At 72.7% G+C, this 18,014-nt stretch carries 19 protein-coding genes; 7 read left to right on the top strand and 12 right to left on the bottom strand.

Going from position 1 to position 18,014, the window contains the following annotated elements; translation table 11 throughout:
* Positions 1-43: 43 nt before the first annotated feature.
* The gene (locus FHX45_RS25500; RefSeq protein ID WP_167106994.1) at positions 44-859 is read right to left on the bottom strand and encodes a LysR family transcriptional regulator; all 816 of its coding nucleotides are present in this window, start codon (positions 857-859) and stop codon (positions 44-46) included.
* A 69-nt stretch (positions 860-928) separates the two neighbouring features.
* Between FHX45_RS25500 and FHX45_RS25495 the strand changes: the two genes are divergently transcribed.
* Positions 929-1,810 carry an NmrA family NAD(P)-binding protein gene (locus FHX45_RS25495; RefSeq protein ID WP_167109445.1) on the top strand — a complete coding sequence of 294 codons (882 nt, stop codon included), beginning with the start codon at positions 929-931 and terminating at the stop codon, positions 1,808-1,810.
* Positions 1,811-1,819: 9 nt separating this feature from the next.
* The gene (locus tag FHX45_RS25490) at positions 1,820-2,461 is read left to right on the top strand and encodes a formylglycine-generating enzyme family protein (RefSeq protein WP_341771611.1); all 642 of its coding nucleotides are present in this window, start codon (positions 1,820-1,822) and stop codon (positions 2,459-2,461) included.
* Between the two features lie 39 nt (positions 2,462-2,500).
* Here the strand turns inward: FHX45_RS25490 and dxs are convergent, their stop codons facing one another.
* The 5 genes from dxs to FHX45_RS25465 all read right to left on the bottom strand — a co-directional run bounded on the left by dxs (position 2,501) and on the right by FHX45_RS25465 (position 10,457).
* Positions 2,501-4,411: a 1-deoxy-D-xylulose-5-phosphate synthase gene (gene dxs, locus FHX45_RS25485; RefSeq protein ID WP_167106991.1), complete on the bottom strand. Its 1,911-nt coding sequence runs from the start codon at positions 4,409-4,411 to the stop codon at positions 2,501-2,503.
* A gap of 971 nt (positions 4,412-5,382) precedes the next feature.
* Positions 5,383-6,510: a DUF2786 domain-containing protein gene (locus tag FHX45_RS25480; RefSeq protein ID WP_167106989.1), complete on the bottom strand. Its 1,128-nt coding sequence runs from the start codon at positions 6,508-6,510 to the stop codon at positions 5,383-5,385.
* A 101-nt stretch (positions 6,511-6,611) separates the two neighbouring features.
* Positions 6,612-7,193, bottom strand: a complete 582-nt coding sequence (locus FHX45_RS25475; protein WP_167106986.1) for a TIGR03086 family metal-binding protein — start codon at positions 7,191-7,193, stop codon at positions 6,612-6,614.
* Between the two features lie 40 nt (positions 7,194-7,233).
* Complete coding sequence (locus FHX45_RS25470; RefSeq protein ID WP_167106982.1) at positions 7,234-8,430, bottom strand: TRAM domain-containing protein; 1,197 nt, start codon at positions 8,428-8,430, stop codon at positions 7,234-7,236.
* Positions 8,427-10,457, bottom strand: coding sequence for an amino acid permease (locus FHX45_RS25465; protein ID WP_167106979.1), 2,031 nt, complete (start codon positions 10,455-10,457; stop codon positions 8,427-8,429). Before FHX45_RS25465 ends, FHX45_RS25470 begins: the two co-directional genes overlap by 4 nt.
* 103 nt (positions 10,458-10,560) lie before the next feature.
* On the opposite strand from FHX45_RS25465, the gene FHX45_RS25460 reads away from it, so the two are divergent.
* A complete protein-coding gene (locus FHX45_RS25460) occupies positions 10,561-11,226 on the top strand; it encodes an NAD-binding protein (RefSeq protein ID WP_167109441.1) in 666 nt (221 codons plus the stop codon).
* Positions 11,226-11,882, top strand: coding sequence for a potassium channel family protein (locus tag FHX45_RS25455; protein WP_167106976.1), 657 nt, complete (start codon positions 11,226-11,228; stop codon positions 11,880-11,882). The genes FHX45_RS25460 and FHX45_RS25455 overlap by 1 nt, the downstream gene beginning before the upstream one ends.
* Before the next feature lie 110 nt (positions 11,883-11,992).
* Here FHX45_RS25455 and FHX45_RS25450 read toward each other — a convergent pair whose 3' ends face one another.
* Complete coding sequence (locus FHX45_RS25450; RefSeq protein WP_424923826.1) at positions 11,993-12,751, bottom strand: DUF3159 domain-containing protein; 759 nt, start codon at positions 12,749-12,751, stop codon at positions 11,993-11,995.
* Between the two features lie 12 nt (positions 12,752-12,763).
* Positions 12,764-13,141, bottom strand: coding sequence for an OB-fold nucleic acid binding domain-containing protein (locus tag FHX45_RS25445; RefSeq protein WP_167109437.1), 378 nt, complete (start codon positions 13,139-13,141; stop codon positions 12,764-12,766).
* Between the two features lie 115 nt (positions 13,142-13,256).
* On the opposite strand from FHX45_RS25445, the gene FHX45_RS25440 reads away from it, so the two are divergent.
* A complete protein-coding gene (locus FHX45_RS25440; RefSeq protein ID WP_167106973.1) occupies positions 13,257-13,952 on the top strand; it encodes an alpha/beta hydrolase in 696 nt (231 codons plus the stop codon).
* Here the strand turns inward: FHX45_RS25440 and FHX45_RS25435 are convergent.
* From FHX45_RS25435 to dut, 3 genes are all read right to left on the bottom strand, one after another.
* Positions 13,923-14,837 (bottom strand): hypothetical protein, encoded by a 915-nt coding sequence (locus FHX45_RS25435; RefSeq protein WP_167106970.1) that lies wholly within the window; start codon positions 14,835-14,837, stop codon positions 13,923-13,925. The genes FHX45_RS25440 and FHX45_RS25435 overlap by 30 nt on opposite strands.
* Before the next feature lie 116 nt (positions 14,838-14,953).
* The gene (locus tag FHX45_RS25430) at positions 14,954-15,604 is read right to left on the bottom strand and encodes a DUF3710 domain-containing protein (RefSeq protein ID WP_167106967.1); all 651 of its coding nucleotides are present in this window, start codon (positions 15,602-15,604) and stop codon (positions 14,954-14,956) included.
* A complete protein-coding gene (gene dut / locus FHX45_RS25425; RefSeq protein ID WP_167106964.1) occupies positions 15,604-16,086 on the bottom strand; it encodes a dUTP diphosphatase in 483 nt (160 codons plus the stop codon). The genes FHX45_RS25430 and dut overlap by 1 nt, the downstream gene beginning before the upstream one ends.
* 24 nt (positions 16,087-16,110) lie before the next feature.
* Between dut and FHX45_RS25420 the strand changes: the two genes are divergently transcribed.
* Positions 16,111-16,611, top strand: a complete 501-nt coding sequence (locus tag FHX45_RS25420; protein ID WP_167106962.1) for a DUF3093 domain-containing protein — start codon at positions 16,111-16,113, stop codon at positions 16,609-16,611.
* A 17-nt stretch (positions 16,612-16,628) separates the two neighbouring features.
* Here FHX45_RS25420 and FHX45_RS25415 read toward each other — a convergent pair whose 3' ends face one another.
* A complete protein-coding gene (locus FHX45_RS25415) occupies positions 16,629-16,937 on the bottom strand; it encodes a DUF4193 domain-containing protein (RefSeq protein WP_144593259.1) in 309 nt (102 codons plus the stop codon).
* Between the two features lie 386 nt (positions 16,938-17,323).
* Here FHX45_RS25415 and cei point away from each other — a divergent pair, with 386 nt between their 5' ends.
* Positions 17,324-18,001 (top strand): envelope integrity protein Cei, encoded by a 678-nt coding sequence (cei, locus tag FHX45_RS25410; protein WP_167106959.1) that lies wholly within the window; start codon positions 17,324-17,326, stop codon positions 17,999-18,001.
* The last annotated feature ends 13 nt before the right edge of the window (positions 18,002-18,014 follow it).

Here is an 18,014-nt window from a genome sequence, read left to right as displayed (position 1 = left end):
GCACCACGGTGCCACAGTTTCCTGAGAGTTACCTCAACGGGACTCAGCGCCGTCGTCCGGGCAGCGTGCGGGCAGCCACCGCCACGAAGTCGGCCAGGTGCGGACGCCGGTTCTCCTCCGCGACGGCGAGGCAGATCTCGTACTCCCCGGCGTCGCCGATGGTCCGGTGCACGATGTCCGGGCGCGAGTAGTAGCGCGCGACGCTGCGCGGCACCATCGCACAACCGCGCCCGGCGGCGACCAGCTCCAGCTTCTCCTCGATGGTGGTGACCCGGCGGTCGGTCGCCTCGATGACCGGAATGCCGTCGAGGTCGGCGTAGCGCACGCGGCGCCGCGCTGCGAGGGGATGCGCGGCGGGCAGGCACACCACCTTCGGCTCGCTGCCCACCCGGAGTGTGCGCAGCCCGGCCGGGTCGAACGGGCGCCGCAGGTAGCCGACGTCGGCGCGGCCGTCGCGCAGCGCCTCGGCCTGTTCGAACCACTGCAGGTGCAGCAGCTCGACCTCCACCTGCGGGTGCTCCTGGGTGAAGGCCCGGACCGCGGGCGACACGGTCAGTCCGGGCGCGAACCCGACCACCAGGCGGCGGGAGCCGCGCGCCGCGCCGTAGGCCCGGCGGGTCGCGGCGACCGCGGTGGCCAGCACTCCGGGCGCGTCCGCGTAGAGCTGCTCGCCCGCCGGGGTCAGCCGCACCGACCGGGTGGTGCGCTCCAGCAGCTCGCAGCCCAGTTCCCGTTCCAGGGCGCGGATCTGGCGGCTCAGCACGGGCTGCGCGATGTGCAGCCGTTCCGCGGCCCGGCCGAAGTGCCCGTGCTCGGCGACCGCGGCGAAGTACCGCAGTTTGCGCAGGTCCAGATCCATACCGTCAGGGTATCAATCTTGCTCAAGAGGTATTGGACGGTCGCCGCCGCGCGGGCGGACAGTGGAGCCATGATCGTGATCACCGCACCCACCGGCCGCATCGGCCGGCACCTGGCCGACACCCTGCTCGACGCCGGCGCACCGGTCCGCGTCATCGTGCGCGACGCGTCCCGCCTGAGTCCCCGGGTCCGCGACCGGGCCGAGGTCGTCATCGGCTCGCACGGCGACCCGGACGTCGTGGAGAAGGCGTTCGCCGGCGCCGGCGCGGTCTTCTGGCTCGTTCCGCCCAACCCGGCGGCCACCGACCTGCACACCGCCTACCTGGACTTCACCCGCCCGGCCTGCGCGGCGCTGGCCGGCCAGGGCGTCTCCCGGGTCGTCGGCGTCTCGGCCCTCGGCCGCGGGGTGCCCGGCGAGGCCGGCCTGGTGACGGCCTCGCTCGCGATGGACGATCTGATCGCGAGCACCGGCGTCGCCTACCGGGCGCTGACCATGCCGACGTTCATGGACAACCTGCTCTGGCAGATCCGGTCGATCGCCGAGGACGGCGTGTTCTTCGCGATGGCCGAGCCGGACCACAAGCGGCCGATCTGCGCGACCCAGGACATCGCGGCCACCGCCGCCCGGCTGCTGCTCGACGACACCTGGAGCGGCCGGGGCGAGGTCCCGGTGCTCGGCCCGGAAGACCTGTCCCACAACGACCTGGCCGCGATCATGTCCGAAGTTCTGGGCCGTCCCGTCCGCTTCCAGGAGGTCTCCGCCGAGGAGCTGACTGCCGACCTGCGGCGGCAGGGCTGGTCGGCAGCGATGACGCGCGGGATGGTCGACATGATGGCAGCGAAGGCCGCCGGGCTCGACAACGCGCAGCCACGCACGCCGGAAGCGTCCACGCCGACGACCTTCCGGCAGTGGTGCGAGGAGGTCCTCCGCCCGGCGGTGCTCGCCCGGTAGCATCCAGCTGTGGAGATGATCGCCGTGCCGGCGGGGAGCGTGACGGTGTCCGACCGGCGGACCCGGCGGAGCTGGACCGTCGAGGTCGGGCCCTGCCGGATGGCGGTCCACCCGGTCACCCAGGCCCAGTACGCGGCGGTGACCGGGGACCGGCCGAGCGCGTCGGAGGGCGCGCGATTGCCGGTGGAAAGCGTGTCGTGGACGGACGCGGTGCGGTTCTGCAACGCACTGTCCGTCCACGAAGGACTGTCGCCGGTGTATTCGGGCGACGAGGACGTCCGGTGGGACCGGGACGCGGACGGCTACCGCCTGCCCACCGAGGCGGAGTGGGAACACGCCTGCCGCGCCGGCACCACCGGCCCCCGCTACGGCGAGCTCGGCGAAATAGCCTGGTATCGCGGCAATTCCGGCGAGCGGATCCACGAGGTCGGCGGCAAACGGCCGAACGCGTGGGGGTTGCACGACATGCTCGGCAACGCCTGGGACTGGTGCTGGGACGTCTACGACCCGCAGGTGTACGGCGGATACCGCGTCCTGCGCGGCGGTGGCTGGTTCGACGAGCACTGGAGCTGCCGCGCCTCGGTGCGGCGCCGCAGCCACCCCGGGTTCCGCAGCGACGACGTCGGCTTCCGGGTGGTCCGGTCCGGCTGACCGGGCGGCCGCTGACCCTGCGGCCGCCCGTCGCCGCGGCTACTCGGCCGGGGCGTCCGCGGGCTGGGCCTCGCCGATCAGGTTCGACGCCCACTCGGTCACGCGCCGCGCCACGTCCTGCGCCGTCAGGCCGACGCCCGCCAGCACCTCCTCACGCGAACCGTGCGCAAGGAACCGCTGCGGCACGGCCAGGTCGCGCAGCGGCACGTCGCATTCGGCGTCCCGCAGCACGGCCGAGAAGGCGCTGCCGAACCCGCCGTGGCGGCCGCTGTCCTCCACCGTCACCACCAGCCGGTGCTCGCGCGCCAGGCCGACCAGCTCCGACGGCACCGGCAGCACCCACCGCGGGTCCACGACCGTCACGCCGATGCCCTGGTCGGCCAGCCGTTCCGCGGCGGCGAGCCCGAGCGTCGCGAACGCGCCCACGGCGACCAGCAGCACGTCGGCGCCCGCACCCTCGCGCGGACGACGCAGCACGTCGACCACGCCGACGCGGTCGACCGCCGGTACGGACTCGGTGATGCTGCCCTTGGAGAACCGCAACGCGGTCGGACCGTCCGACACGGCCACCGCCTCACGCAGCTCCTCGCGCATCGTCCGCGCGTCCCGCGGCGCGGCGACGCGCATCCCGGGCACCATGCCGAGCAGCGACAAGTCCCAGATGCCGTGGTGGCTCGGCCCGTCCGGCCCGGTGATGCCGGCCCGGTCGAGGACCAGCGTCACCGGCTGGCGGTGCAGCGCCACGTCCATCAGCACCTGGTCGAAGGCGCGGTTGAGGAACGTCGAGTAGACCGCGACGACCGGGTGGTACCCGCCCATGGCGAGACCGGCGGCCGAGGTGACGGCGTGCTGCTCGGCGATGCCGACGTCGAACCAGCGGTCCGGGTGCCGCTCGGCGAACTCGTGCAGACCGGTCGAACGCAGCATCGCGGCGGTGATCGCCACCACGTCCTCGCGCTCCTCGCCGATGCGCGCCAGCTCGTCGCCGAACACCGACGTCCAGCTCAGGCCCTTGGGCTTGGGCAGGCCGGTCTCCGGGTCGATCGGGTCGGTCTGGTGCATCTGGTCGGCCTCGTGGTTCACCGCGGGCGGGTAACCGTGGCCCTTCTCGGTGACCGCGTGCACCACCACCGGGCCACCGAACGCCTTCGCCGCCTGGAACGCCTTTTCCAGGGCCGCGATGTCGTGGCCGTCGACCGGCCCGAAGTACTTCAGCTTCAGGTCGGAGAACATCTCCTGCGGGCTCAGCGCGTCCTTGATGCCGGCCTTGGCCGCGTGCAGGGCCGCGTAGATCGGCTTGCCCACCACCGGTGTGTTGAGCAGCAGCTCGCGGCCGCCGTCGAGCATGCGCTCGTAGCCCGGCTGCAGCCGCAACGACGCGAGGTGCTCGGCGAAGCCGCCGATCGTCGGCGAGTAGGAGCGGCCGTTGTCGTTGACCACGATCACCACGGGACGGCCCGGCTCGGCGGCGATGTTGTTGAGCGCCTCCCAGCACATGCCGCCGGTCAGCGCGCCGTCCCCGACGACCGCCACCGCGTGCCGCCCGCCCCCGGCGAGCTCGAACGCCTTCGACAATCCGTCTACATAGGACAGGGCGGTGGAGGCGTGGCTGTTCTCCACCAGGTCGTGCTCGCTCTCCTCCCGGGACGGGTAGCCCGACGGGCCGCCCTGCTGGCGCAGCAGGCCGAACTCGCCGTGCCGGCCGGTCACGATCTTGTGCACGTAGCACTGGTGACCGACGTCCCAGACGATCGCGTCGTTCGGCGAGTCGAAGACCCGGTGCAGGGCCAGCGTCAGCTCGACCACGCCGAGATTGGGGCCGAGGTGACCGCCGGAGCGGCGGACCTTGTCGACCAGGAAGTCGCGGATCTCCCCCGCAAGGTGCTCGAGCTGGCCGTGTCCCATGCGCTTCAGGTCGGCCGGCCCATGGACGGACTCCAGGAGCGTCACTTTCCACCTCACCCGCATCGATACCCGCCCTGCCCGCCAGGGCGCGTCCCGTCAGTCTACGGAGAACCGTAGTCCCCCTGCCGCCGCGCGCGCCGCCGGTCACCGATCCGGCGGCGGGACACCCTCCCGGCACGGTCGCGGCACCGTCCCGGCACAGCCGACCGTGTGAACGGGGTCTCACCGGCCGGACCCAGCCGGGTGGGCGCGCGGTGACATCAGGTGAGATCGGCCCCGGCCAGGCGTGGCGTTACCCGCTCCAAGCGACTGCTGAACCGATCAAGAGACCCGGCGCGTGCCGCGGGCCGGCCGGGGCGAGCCCGGCCGGGTTCGTCAAGGGGCCGGCAGCGAACCGGCAGCCCGCCGGATAGTGGGTTCTCGACGGGCGTCCGGCTGCGCCGCGGCCGGTGGAAGGGGACGCACGACCGGCCCGGCGACCGGGGACACCGTGCGGCGAGCGGCAAACACGCCAACACCGGCGTGTCCGCCGCAGCGGGCGCCGTGTTGGCCGCTCCGGGCACCGTGTCTGCCGCAGCGGGCACCGTGTTCACCCGTCCCGGCACCGTGTTCACCCCCCGGCACCGTGTTCACCCCCCGGCACCGTGTCACCCCCTGGCACCGTGTCACCCCCTGGCGCCGTGTTGGCCGCTCCGGGCACCGTTTTCGCCCTCCCCGTAGCATGTTGGCCCCACCCGGCACCATGTTCACCGCAGCGGGCGTCGTGTTGGCCCCTGCGGGCCTCGTGTTGGCCGCTCCGGGCGGCGTGTTGGCGGCTCCGGGCGGCGTGTTGGCCGCTCCGGAGAGCGTGCTGGTCCCTCGGCGTGGTGGGCGGGCCGGCTTGCGGCGCGAGGTGTCCGTGCTGCATCTGCACTGTGTCTGCGCTGCGCTGTGGCTGGCGATCGGTCGTCGCCTCGCGTGGCGGGGTGGCGTTGCTCCCGCCGCTGCTGCTGCAAACTCGCGTTGGCGCGGATCTCCTACCGTCCCGCCACGGCTGTCCGCTCCACGGTCAGCCGGGCACGGTCCGCGGCCACTCGCCCCGCTGACCAGCCGTCGTCGTTGCTGATGGTCGTCCGGCGGGGCACGGTGCGCGGGAACAGCTCCGCGAACAGCGTGTCCACCTCGTGCCGGCGCCGGGTCAGGATCGGGAGCAGGCGCCCGTCCGGGAACTGCTCCCCTGCCGCGCGGTCGGCCGCCGTCAGCCGTTCACCGACGCGGCCGGCGTAGGCGAGCAGGAACGCGTGCCGGAACGACCGCGTCCGCGACCGCTTCCCGGCGGCGAGCATCGCCTCGTTCGCCTGCACCAGCAGGGACGTCGAGAGCAGCTCCACGAGGTCCAGGTCCACCTCGTGCCCGACCAGCGCGACGAACCCGAGCCCCGCGTAGAACGCGGCCCGGCACCGGTTGGCCGCCGCCACCGCCGTCACCAGCGACGACTTCGGCCCCAGGTACGGCTGCTCCAGCCAGAACCTTCGTGCGGAACCGGCCAGCGCCGGTGGGTCCACCAGCGCCTGCTCGAACGAGTACCGGCTCATCAGCTGCTGCGCCTTCGCCGACAGCGCCTCGGCCTCCTCGGGGAACGACGTCGACTCGGCTTTCGCCAGCAACGCTCGGATCCGGGCGGGCATCCGCTCGTCGACCCCCGGCGCCGCCGCGGCGACCGGCAGGTGCGGCAGCCGCGGCAACGGCAACAGCGCCGCCAGGACCGACAGCACCGCGAGCAACGCCGGCTCCCGCGCCACCGCGTGCCGCGCCGTCCACTGACCGAGCAGCGGCCGATCACCCGACCACCACACGACGGCACCGATCTCGGCGAACTGCTCCCGCCCGACCCCCGCCGCCGCGCATCCGGCGATGACGTCCACGACCAGGGACACCGCCCGCCGGTCCAGACGGCGCCGGGCGACCTGGTGCACGTCGCGCGGCTGCCAGCCGGTCCGCCACAAGCGGGCGAGCACCTCGCGCAGCGCCAGCTCCGCCGCCCGGTCGATCACCTCCTCGTCGTACCGCGGGCCGGCCAGCTCCCGGGCCGCGACCTCACCCAGCCGGCGCCTCGCCGCATCACACAGCAGGACGGCGAACGTTTCCACAGTGGACGTTGCCACGCACTCTCCCCTACGACCCGGCGAGGACCGGCACAGCCGGCCCGGGCCGGTGATCCACCGGACGGCCGGAACCCTCCGCAATGGACACAACGACCGCTTCGCTACCGCTGCGCCTCCGGCTCATCGGCCCGCACCGACCGCCGGCCGAGGAAGGCCGCCAGGCGGTCGGCAGCGGAAGCTCCCGCGGGCGCCGGCACCGGCGGCCCGAACGGACCGCCCGGTGGTCGCGGCGCGTCGCCGAACCGCGCGGTCCACGACGACAGCGCCTCGTCCGCCAGATCGGGCTCCAGATCCGTCGGCTGACCGGTGGCGTCGGCGATGTCCCAGCCGTGCACCAGCAGCTCGTTGACGCGGATAGGCACCAGCATCGCTCCCGGCACGTCACCGAACGGCACGTGCACCGTCCGCCCGGACAGTCCCGGGTCGGCCAGCGCCTCCCGCAGGACGGACAGCGAACGGGCGAACACCTCCGGCGCGTCGTCCCACGGCGGCGGGGACTCGGGCGGCGGCTCCCCGCGCGCCCACGCCGCGGTGCGCAGGTTGCCGTGCACCAGGTGCTCGAACACCGCCCGCACGTTCCACGACGTGCAGGCCGTGGGCAGCTCCCACTGATCCGGCTGAACAGCGGACACGACACGGGACACCGCGGCGCCCGCACGGTCGAAACTCGGCAAGGAAGTCATGCCCGGCATCATGCCGGAGAGGTACGACAATTCCGGGCGCTCACCGAATCAGCAGCGCCACGCACTCCACGTGATGGGTCATCGGGAACGCGTCGAACGCGCGCAGCCGCTCCAGCCGGTACCCGGCGGCTTCGAAGAAGGCCACGTCCCGGGCCAGCGCCGCCGGGTCGCACGCCACGTAGACGACACGCGACGGTGACGCCGCGGCCACCGCCTCGACCACCTCCCGCCCGGCACCCGACCGGGGCGGGTCCAGCACCACGACCTCCGGCTGCCCGGCCAGCGATCGGAGCACCTGCTCGGTGCGGCCCGCGCGCCAGCTCACCTGTGGCAGGTCGGCGAGGTTGCGCTCGCCGTCGCTCACCGCACGCCGCCCGGACTCCACCGCCACCACGTGCCCCGTCGCGCCGACCTGCCCGGCCAGCACGGACGCGAACAGCCCGACCCCGGCATACAGGTCCCACGCCAGCGCCCCGGGCGACGCGGCCGCCCACTCCCGCACCACCGCCGCGAACGTGTCCGCCGCGGCCGGGTGCACCTGCCAGAACCCGTGTGCCTGCAACCGCCAGTCGCGGCCGGCGGCGTGCTGCACCGCCTCTCCGCCGGTGAGCTGCCGCGCCCGCCGCTTGCCGCGCACGGTCGCCAGCTCGCGCGTGTGCACCCGCCCGTCGCCGTCGCTGGTCACCTCGATCTCGGTGCCCGGCCGCCACCGCCGCTCCACCGCCCGTTCCACCGCTCCCGGCACCGCGATCGGGCACTCCGCCAGACCGATGACCCGGTGGCTGCGGTGCGCGCGCAACCCGGCCCGGCCGTCTGGCCCGGCCACCAGCCGGACACGGGATCGCCAGCCGAGCGTGCCGCCGGGCAGCGCCTCGACCTCGACCGCCCGGTCCAGCCCGGCGAGCCGCTGCAGCTGCTCGGCCACCACGCGACCCTTGAGCTCACGCTGGAACGCGGGCGCCGCGTGCTGCCAGTCGCAGCCGCCGCACTGCCCGGGCACCGCCAGCGGGCACGGCGGCTCGACCCGTTCCGGCGCGGCCCGCAGCACCGCCACGGCGTCCGCCCGGCAGAACGCGCCGCCCTTGTCCTCGGTCACCGCGGCACGCACCAGCTCGCCGGGCAGCGCGTGCCGGACGAACACCACCCTGCCCTCGGCGCGGGCCACGCAGTGCCCGCCATGGGCCACGGGTCCCACCTCGAGTTCCAGGACCCGGCCGGTCCAGTCGGGACCGCTCACCGTCCGCCGTCCTTGCCGGCACCGGCGCGGGCACCGTCCCCGAAGTAGCCGCGGCGGACGTCCCCGGCCGCCGGCCGCGCCCGTGCCGCGCGCCGCAGCGCCTTGGCCGAGGAGCGCAGCTGCCACGGCACGCTGGTGACCATCACACCCGGCTGGAACAGCAGCCGCCCCTTCAGGCGCAGGGCGCTCTGGTTGTGCAGCAGCTGCTCCCACCAGCGCCCGACCACGTACTCCGGGATCAGCACGGTGACCACGTCCCGCGGGTTGTCACCGCGCACGCGCTTGACGTAGTCCAGCACCGGCCGGGTGATCTCGCGGTAGGGCGACTCGACGACCTTCAGCGGGACCTTGAACCCCTTGGCCTCCCAGTCGGCGGTGAGCTGGCGCGTCTCGGCGTCGTCCACGTTCACCGTCACCGCCTCCAGCACGTCCGGCCGCATCGCCTTCGCGTAGGCGAGGGCACGCAGGGTCGGCAGGTGCAGCTTGGAGACCAGCACGATCGCGTGGTTGCGCGAGGGCAGCACGGTGGGGTTGCTGCCGTCGAGCGTGGCCAGTTCCTCCGAGACCCGGTCGTAGTGCTTGCGGATCGCGGTCATCAACAGGTAGATCGCCACCATGGCGGCGATCGCGATCCACGCGCCGAGCAGGAACTTGGTGATCAGGACGATGATCAGCACGGCGCCGGTCATGGTCAGGCCGATCGCGTTGACCGTCTGGGACCGCCGCATGCGCCGCCGGGCGGCCGGATCGGTCTCCCGGGACAGCAGCCGGTGCCAGTGCCGCAGCATGCCGGTCTGGCTCACCGTGAACGACACGAACACGCCCACGATGTAGAGCTGGATCAGCTTGGTCACCTCGGCGTCGAACGCGATGATCAGGACCAGCGCGAACGCGGCGAGGAACAGGATGCCGTTGGAGAAGGTCAGCCGGTCGCCGCGGGTGTGCAGCTGGCGCGGCAGGTACCGGTCCTGCGCGAGGATCGAGGCGAGCACCGGGAAGCCGTTGAACGCGGTGTTCGCGGCCAGCAGCAGGATGATGCCGGTGCTGAACGAGATGTAGTAGAAGGCCGGCGAGAAGTGCGGGAACACCGCCTTCGCGATCTGGGTGACGATCGTCTTCTGCTGGTAACCCGCCGGCGTGCCGCTCAGCTGCGTCGCCGGGTCCTCCGCGAACTTGACGTCGGTGAGGATCGCCAGCGTGATGATGCCGAGCAGCATCGTCACCGCGAGCACCCCCATCATCAGCAGCGTGGTGGCCGCGTTCTTCGACTTCGGCTTGCGGAACGCGGGCACGCCGTTGCTGATCGCCTCGACGCCGGTCAGCGCCGCGGCGCCGGAGGAGAACGAGCGCAGGATGAGGAACACGAACGCGAACCCGGCGAAGGACGCCTCGGCGTGCAGCTGGAACCCCGCGCTCTCCGCCCGCATCGGGGTGCCGCGGACCGCCTCGAACAGGCCCCACAGCACCATGCCGAGGATGCCGATGATGAACCCGTAGGTCGGGATCGCGAACGCCTTGCCGGACTCCCGCACCCCACGCAGGTTGATCGAGGTCAGCACCACCACGATCAGGATCGCGCTGAACACCTTGTGCTCTTCGACGAACGGGACGGCCGAGCCGATGTTGGCCACGCCCGAGGAGGTGGACACGGCCACGGTCAGCACGTAGTCGACCAGCAGCGCGCTGGCCACGGTCAGGCCGAATCTGCCGCCGAGGTTGGTGCTGGCGACCTCGTAGTCCCCGCCGCCGCTGGGGTAGGCGTGCACGTTCTGGCGGTAGGAGGCCACCACGACCAGCATGACCACCGCGACGGCGATGCCGATCCACGGCGAGTACGCGTAGGCCGACAACCCCGCGACGCTCAGCGTCAGGAAGATCTCCTCGGGCGCGTACGCCACGCTGGAGAGGGCATCCGACGCGAAGATCGGCAGCGCGATCCGCTTCGGGAGCAGGGTGTGGGACAGCCGGTCGCTCCGGAACGGACGGCCAACGAGCAGCCGTTTGGTGGCGGTCGCAATCTTCGACACGTCAGAAGGGTACGGGCGGGCCCGTGAGGCGGCCGGACAAGGTAGGTTCTGCGACGGCATCTACCGGGTAGCCGCCGTTCGGGTGACACACAGGAGGCAGGACGTGCACGTGGTGATCATGGGGTGCGGCCGGGTGGGCGCGTCCCTGGCCGCGGCCCTGGAGCGCCTCGGTCACGAGGTCGCGGTGATCGACAAGACGCAGGAGGCGTTCCGGCGCCTCGGCAGCGACTTCCAGGGCCGGCAGGTGCTGGGCATGGGCTTCGACCGGCAGGTGCTGATCGACGCGGGCATCGAGCGGGCCGGCGCCTTCGCCGCAGTGTCCAGCGGCGACAACTCGAACATCATCTCGGCTCGGGTGGCCAGGGAGAACTTCGGCGTCGAGCACGTCGTGGCCCGCATCTACGACCCGAAACGGGCGGCGGTCTACGAGCGGCTGGGCATCCCCACCGTGGCGACCGTGCCGTGGACGACGGACCGGTTCCTGCGCACGCTGCTGCCCGACGGGGTGGCGTCGGCGTGGCGGGACCCCAGCGGCAACGTCGCGGTGCTGCAGCTGCCGCTGCACGAGGACTGGGTCGGCCGCAGCGTCAGCGAGCTGCAGGAGGCGACCGGAGCGCGGGTGGCGTTCGTGATGCGCTTCGGCACGCCCGTACTGCCCGATTCCAAGACGGTGTTGCAGGCGGATGATCTGGTGTACGTGGCCGCGAGGTCGGGCACCGTCGGCGACGTGACGAGCATTGCGGCGCGCGCGCCGGAGGAGGAGGGCTGATGCGGGTCGCGATCGCGGGGGCCGGCGCGGTGGGCCGGTCGATCGCCAAGGAGCTGATCGACGGCGGCCACCAGGTCATGCTGATCGAGCGGCAGGCCGGGCAGTTCGAGCCGGAGAGCGTCGAGCAGGCCGACTGGGTGCTGGGCGACGCGTGCGAGGTCTCCACGCTGGAGGAATCCGGCATCGAGCGCTGCGACGTGGTGATCGCCGCGACCGGCGACGACAAGGTGAACCTGGTCGTGTCGCTGCTGGCGAAGACCGAGTTCGCGGTGCGCCGCGTCGTGGCGCGGGTGAACAACCCCGCCAACGAGTGGCTCTACACCGACGCGTGGGGCGTGGACGTCGCGGTGTCCACCCCCCGGATCCTCGCGGCGATGGTCGAGGAGGCGGTCAGCGTCGGCGACCTGGTGCGGCTGCTGACGTTCCGGCAGGGGCAGGCCAACCTGGTCGAGCTGACCCTGCCGGAGCAGACCCCGCTGGCCGGCCGTCCGGTGAGCGACCTGGCGTTGCCGCGGGATGCCGCGCTGGTGACGATCCTGCGGGGTGACCGCGTGATCGTGCCGCAGCCGGAGGACCCGCTGGAGCCGGGCGACGAGCTGCTGTTCGTGGCCAACGCCGAGGTAGAGAACGACATCCGCAAGGCCCTGGGCTACTAGCACCGGGACGAGGAGTTCCGGATCGCGGCGGTGACCTCGGATGCGGGACAACGTCCGCCGGTGCCTGGACCGGCTGGTGAGCGGCATCCGGCAGGCGGCGGGGAGCGCCCCTAGGCTTCCTGCGGCGGGCTGTCGTACTTGAGCCGGAGGCGGGCCTCGGCGTCCGCCTCCTCCGCGGCGCGGGCGTCTTCGAGGGCCTTGAGGCGTTTGTCGGAGCGGCGGACGGCCCACACGACGACCAGCAGCGCCAGGCCGTACAGCGGCCAGCCCATGGCGATCTTGGCGAACGCCAGCCAGCCGGTGTAGTCGGCGTCGTAGAGCCATCGCTGCACGACGAACCGCGCACCGAACACCGCCGCCAGCGCGAGCGTGGCGATGTCGTAGCCGAAGCGGGACGGCTTGTCCCGTCGCCAGGCGGTGCCCGTGCCGTTGAGGAAGCTCCAGATGACGCCGGAGAGCGGCCAGCGCACCACCACCGACAGCACGAACACGCCGCAATAGACCAGGCTCGCCCAGATCCCGAACAGGAAGAACCCCTTGGCCGACCCGGTCCGGTAGGCGATGAACGCCCCGATCGCGACGCCGAACAGCCCGGAGATCGCCGGCTGCAGCGACTCGCGGCGCACCAGGCGCACGACGGTGATCAGCGCGGCGCTGCCGACCGCGCTCCAGATCCCGGCGGTGAGCCCGAGGAACGAGTTCGCGAGCACGAACACGATGACCGGCACCGACGAGTAGACGAGCCCGGCGACGCCCCCCATCTGCTCCAGCATCGTGGGCTCGGGCTGATCACCCGCCCGCCCAGGCTCGGCGCCGGCCTCGGCGGGGCGCACGTCGGTCTTCTTGCCTGGACGGGCAGGTTCAGTCACGCGGTTACCAATTCAGGAAGTCGTCTGCAGCTCGTAGAACGGGTTGTACAGCACCTTCTGGCCGTCTCGCTCGGCCAGGCGGCCCCGGACCTTGATGGTCCGGCCCGGCTCGATGCCCGGAATACGGCGCCGTCCCAGCCACACTAGCGTGACGCCCTCCGTGCCGTCGAACAACTCGGCCCGCAGTGTCGCGGCCTCTTTCGTGGGACACAGCTCCACGCTGCGCAACCGGCCCAGGACGGTCACCTCTTCGCCCGACCGGCAGTCGCAGGCTCGCCGCGCCCCGCCCGCCTCGGACCTCTCGGACAGATCATCAGCGTCGAGCTCTTCGACATCGCTGGTCAGCTTGCGTACCAGCCGGCTGAAATAGCCGCCGTCTTTGGCGGACATAGGCGTCTGCTCCTGTTCCAGGGCCCCCGACTCGATCGGCCCGTACATCGTCCAGCGTAACCTCGCGGGGGCCAGCACAGCGGCTTTGCGGCAAGATCGCAACGTGACGTCCGCAATGCCGCAACCCCCCGCCGTCCTGTTACCGGGAACCGGCTCGGACGAGGTGTTCGTGCGGAGCGTTTTCGCAGGTCCGCTGGGCGCGTTCGGCATACGCACACGTGCTCTCGCACCGCCGCGCGGCGCGGCCGTCACCGTGGGGCTGCTCACGGCGCTGGACGCGGCGTCCACCGCGGGCCCGGTGCTCGCCGGGGGGATTTCGCTGGGCGCGCACCTGGCGGCCGAGTGGGCGGTGCGCAACCCCGGCCGGTGCGCCGGGCTGCTGCTCGCGATGCCGGCCTGGTGCGGGGACCCGGGTGACGCACCGGCGTCGCTCGCCGCGCGGGCCTCGGCCGATCTGGTGACCAGGCACGGCGTGGCGGGCGCGCTGCGGGTCGCCACGGCCGGGGTCGCGCCCTGGCTCGCCGGCGAGCTGACGCGGGCATGGCGGCGGCACGGGGACGGCCTGGCGGCCGGCCTGCGCGCCGCGGCGGCCCACCCCGCGCCGACGCTGGACGAGCTGGCCTCGATCGAGGTGCCGGTCGGCATCGCGGCCTGCACCGACGATCCGGTGCACCCGGCCGGGGTCGCCCACGCATGGGCGGCGGCGCTGCCGCGCGCCGCGGTGGTCGAGACGACGCTGGGCGCACTGGGCGCGGACCGCGAGTCCCTGGGCCGGGCCGCGCTACTGGGGTGGCTGCGGGCAGCCGGGTGACCGGCGCAGCGCCAGGGCGCCGGCGCCCACCGCGGTGACGACCAGCGCGCCCACCGCCAGCAGCGTCGCACCGTCCGGCCGCAGCAGCGGCTGACCCCGCAGGGCCTGCCAGGTCAGCACGGCGACCAGGCCGAGGTACTCGAGCGCCGCGATCCGGATCAGCCGCCAGCGCACGAGCGGCGGGCGCAGCACCGGCACCCGCCGGGACAGCGCTGCGAGACCGAAGGCCGGCAAGGGCACCAATTGCAGCGCGTGCGGGCCCGCGAAATGCGCGATCCGCAGGTCACCGCCGGCCGTGCTCCATCCGGTCAGCGGCAGCCCCGGACCGTCCTCGGGCGCGCCGACGCTGTGCGAACCCACGACGGCGGGCTTGCCACCGGCGTCCAGCACGGCCCGCTGCTCCGGAGTCGGGGCGAACATCAGCATGCCCAGCGCCATCCCGGTCAGCGCCAGGAAGAGCCCGGCACGCACCGCCGTCGCCCGCGGCCGGTCCGGCAGGCGCTGGCACGACGGCAGCACCGCCACCACGAGGGTCGCCGCCCACAGCAGGTAAATGGCCGTCGCCATCTGGTCGTGGATGAACCGGTCGGACGCGGTGGCGAAATTGAAGTGCAGCCGTCTGCCGCGGACGATCGTCTGCCCGATGATCAGCGCCATCTCGACCACCAGGCAGGCGGCCACCACGGTGCCCATCCACCAGCCCCAGCGGCGGGCTTTCGGCAACAGGGACAGCATCCCGGCCAGCGTGGCCGTGTACACGGCGATCGAGACCGCGAACTTCGCCGCCTTGCTCCAGACCGGAGCGCCGACGAGTTCGCGGGGATCGGTGAACAGGCCCACCACGGCGACCGCGGCGAGAACCGTCATCGCCACGGTGACGACCATCAGGGGCGGTGCAGCCGCACCGGGCGCTCGACCAGCAACATGATCAAGAGCCTCCGGCACCGCCGGACCGCGCACACTGGTGCGGACCGCCGCGCTCACCGCGGGGCAGGCCCCACCTACTGCTGGGCCTGCTGTTGCGCGATGTGCTCCACAACGGCCTCGGGCAGCGTGATCGGCAGCGGGGTGCGCACCGGCATCGGCGCGTCGCCGCGGTCGACGACCGTGCCGCGCACGATGTCCCGCAGCACCGCGGGCGCCTCCGCGGCCATCGATTGCGGCCCCGCGATCACACCCCGCAGCATCCAGCGCGGGCCGTCAATGCCGACGAAGCGCAGCGCGACGTCCCCGATCAGGGCGGACAGCTCGGGGCCCCACTCGCCCTGGCCCGGCGCCACCCGGGCGCCGTCGTTGCGCAGCTGCTCGGTCAGCTCGGCGACCACCTCGCGCCACAACCCGCCGGACCGCGGCGCGGCGTAGGCGCTCACGGTGACCTGGCCGTGCGCGGTCACCACGTGCACCGCCCGCACCCCACCGGCCTGCGGGTCCATCTCGACCTGCACCTGGGTGCCGTCGGGCACCGGGACGCGCACCGAGCCGAGGTCGATCCGCGGCCTGCCGTCCTCGGGCGCCTCGGTGATGTCGAACGGCCCGTCCGTGGCCACCGGCTCCGGCTCGTCCTCCGGCTCCTCGGCGACATCCTCTTCCCAGGAGTCGTCGGGCTCGGCCATCGCGTGCCGGCCCCGCTTCTTGCGTCCGAAGATGCCCACTACTTCCTCGTTCCTTGCCCGGTGTTTCCGCTCAGCGTCGCATGTCCGCCGGTCGAGCCGTAGCCACCCGCCCCGCGTTCGCTCGCCGGCAGCTCCGCGACCTCCACGAACGCGGCCGTCTCCACGCGCTGGATCACCAGCTGCGCGATCCGGTCACCGCGGGAGAGCCGGATCGGCTCGTCCGGGTCGTGGTTGACCAGGCACACCTTGATCTCCCCGCGGTAGCCCGCGTCGATGGTGCCCGGTGCGTTCACCACGGACAGCCCGGTGCGCGCGGCCAGCCCGGACCGCGGGTGCACGAACCCGGCGTAACCCGGCGGCAGCGCGATCGCGATCCCGGTCCCCACCAGCACCCGCCGCCCGGGCTCGAGGACGACGTCGGTGGTCGTCACGAGGTCGGCACCGGCGTCGCCGGGCCGGGCGTAGGAGGGTAGCGGGACACCCGGATCGAGCCGGGAGAGCAGGACCTGTACGGGGGACACGGGCGGCGAGACTACCCTTAGGGCATGGGTGACCACGCGAGCACGGCCGGTGCGGTGGGCGAGACGGCTGCCGACGCCGGCGGGACGCGGTATTCCGAACGGCTCTACGTGTCGTGGTGGGGCTGGCCGCTGCCCCTGGTGGGCGCGGCGCTGCTGGCGTACGAAATCCACCTCGGCTACCCGGTGGTGCCGTTGTGGCTGCCGTTCGCGGTGCTGATACCCCTGATGGCGGCGTGGCTGGTGGCCATGGGCCGGGCCCGGATCCGGGTGACCGGGGACGAGCTGTGGGTCGGGGACGCGCATCTGCCGTTGCGGTTCGTCGGTGAGGTCGAGGTCATCGGCAAGGATCGGAAGCGGAAGGCGATGGGACCGGAACTCGACCCCGCCGCATACGTGTTGCATCGCGGCTGGGTCGGTTCGCTGCTGCGCGTGCACCTGGCCGATCCCGCGGATCCCACCCCTTACTGGGTGTTCAGCACCCGCAGGCCGGAGGCGCTGGCCGAGCTGCTCCGTTCAGCGAAGTAGCCCGGCCGTCCGCGGTGTCACGCGCAGTCGCGGCAGATCATCTGCCCGTTGTGCTCCTCCGCCAGCCTGCTGCGGTGGTGCACGAGGAAGCACACGGAGCAGGTGAATTCGTCCGCCTGCTTCGGCACCACCTTCACCGTCAGGTCCTCACCCGACAGTCCGGACAGGTCCGCGCCGGGAAGCTCGAAGTTCTCCGCGCTCGCGTCCTCGTCCACGTCCACCACGCCGGACTGGTTCTCGTTCCGGCGAGCCTTCAGCTCCTCCAACGAGTCCTCGGCGAGCTCGTCGGCTTCGCTCCGGCGCGGAGCGTCGTAGTCGGTCGCCATTGTCCCTCACCCCTGCGATCAGCTTCGTCATCACTGTTCAAGCACGCTGTTCGCATGCCGTCGTGCCGCTGGACAACGCTCCAGCGCCCCTGTTTGTGCCCGCCGCCGTAGTGAGCCAGGTCTCTCTTCAGCAACGTGTTTCCGGTACCTGATCCACGGGCGGAGCCCGCAGAGGGTAGCTCACGCCTTACCCGGGCGCGCAGAGTGTCATTCGAAGCAGGACGCACGTCACCCAGCAGGGGGAACGCGGCCGGAAAGGGTTCGTGGCACCGTGCGAGACGGACCCCGCCTTCGACCGGGTGATCAGGCTGGTGCACTGTAACGCCTACGCTGATCAGGAACGACGGTTCGGGCAAGCGGGGTCTTCGATCGAAGGGGTGGGGCAGGTGTCGTCGGGGATCGGTCACGGCACGCGGAGATCGCGGGCGTACCGCAAGCGTCGTCCGCTGCCCGCGCTGATCGTGATCGGGGTGCTGGGCCTGGTCGCGATGTTCATCTGGGTGCGCGCGATCACCAGCAAACAGGACATCGACCAGGTACTGCGGTGCGATCCGCCGCCCACCGCCCCGCCCGGGGTGACCTACATGAACCTGAGCTACACCGCGCTGGACGGCACCGCACCGATCCCGCCCGACCGCATCGCCGTGAAGGTGCTCAACGCCAGCGGGAAGCGCGGGCAGGCGGCGATCACCACGGAAAGCCTGCGGCAGCTGGGATTCACGCAGATCGCGCCCCCGGAGAACGACCCGGCCTACGCGAACAGCGAGGCGAGCTGCCGCGGCCAGTTGCGCTTCGGCGACAACGGCAGCTCCGCGGCGCGCACCCTCAGCCTCGTCGTGCCGTGCGTCGAACTGGTGCGGGACAACCGGGACGACGCCAGCGTGGACCTGGCGATCGGCAGCGCCTTCGGCGACGTCGTGCCGACCCAGGCGGCGCGCCAGATCCTCACCCAGCTGCAGACGTGGTCGACGCAGCACGACGACAGCGGCGGCGAGCAGTCCACCGCGAGCCCGCCGCTGCTCGACAACTCCTTGCTGAACGCCGCCCGTCCCGGCACCTGCTGACCACGAGGCCCGC

The organism is Amycolatopsis granulosa, assembly GCF_011758745.1.
GTDB classification, from domain to species: domain Bacteria; phylum Actinomycetota; class Actinomycetes; order Mycobacteriales; family Pseudonocardiaceae; genus Amycolatopsis_E; species Amycolatopsis_E granulosa.
This window is presented reverse-complemented; position numbering and strand designations above follow the sequence as displayed.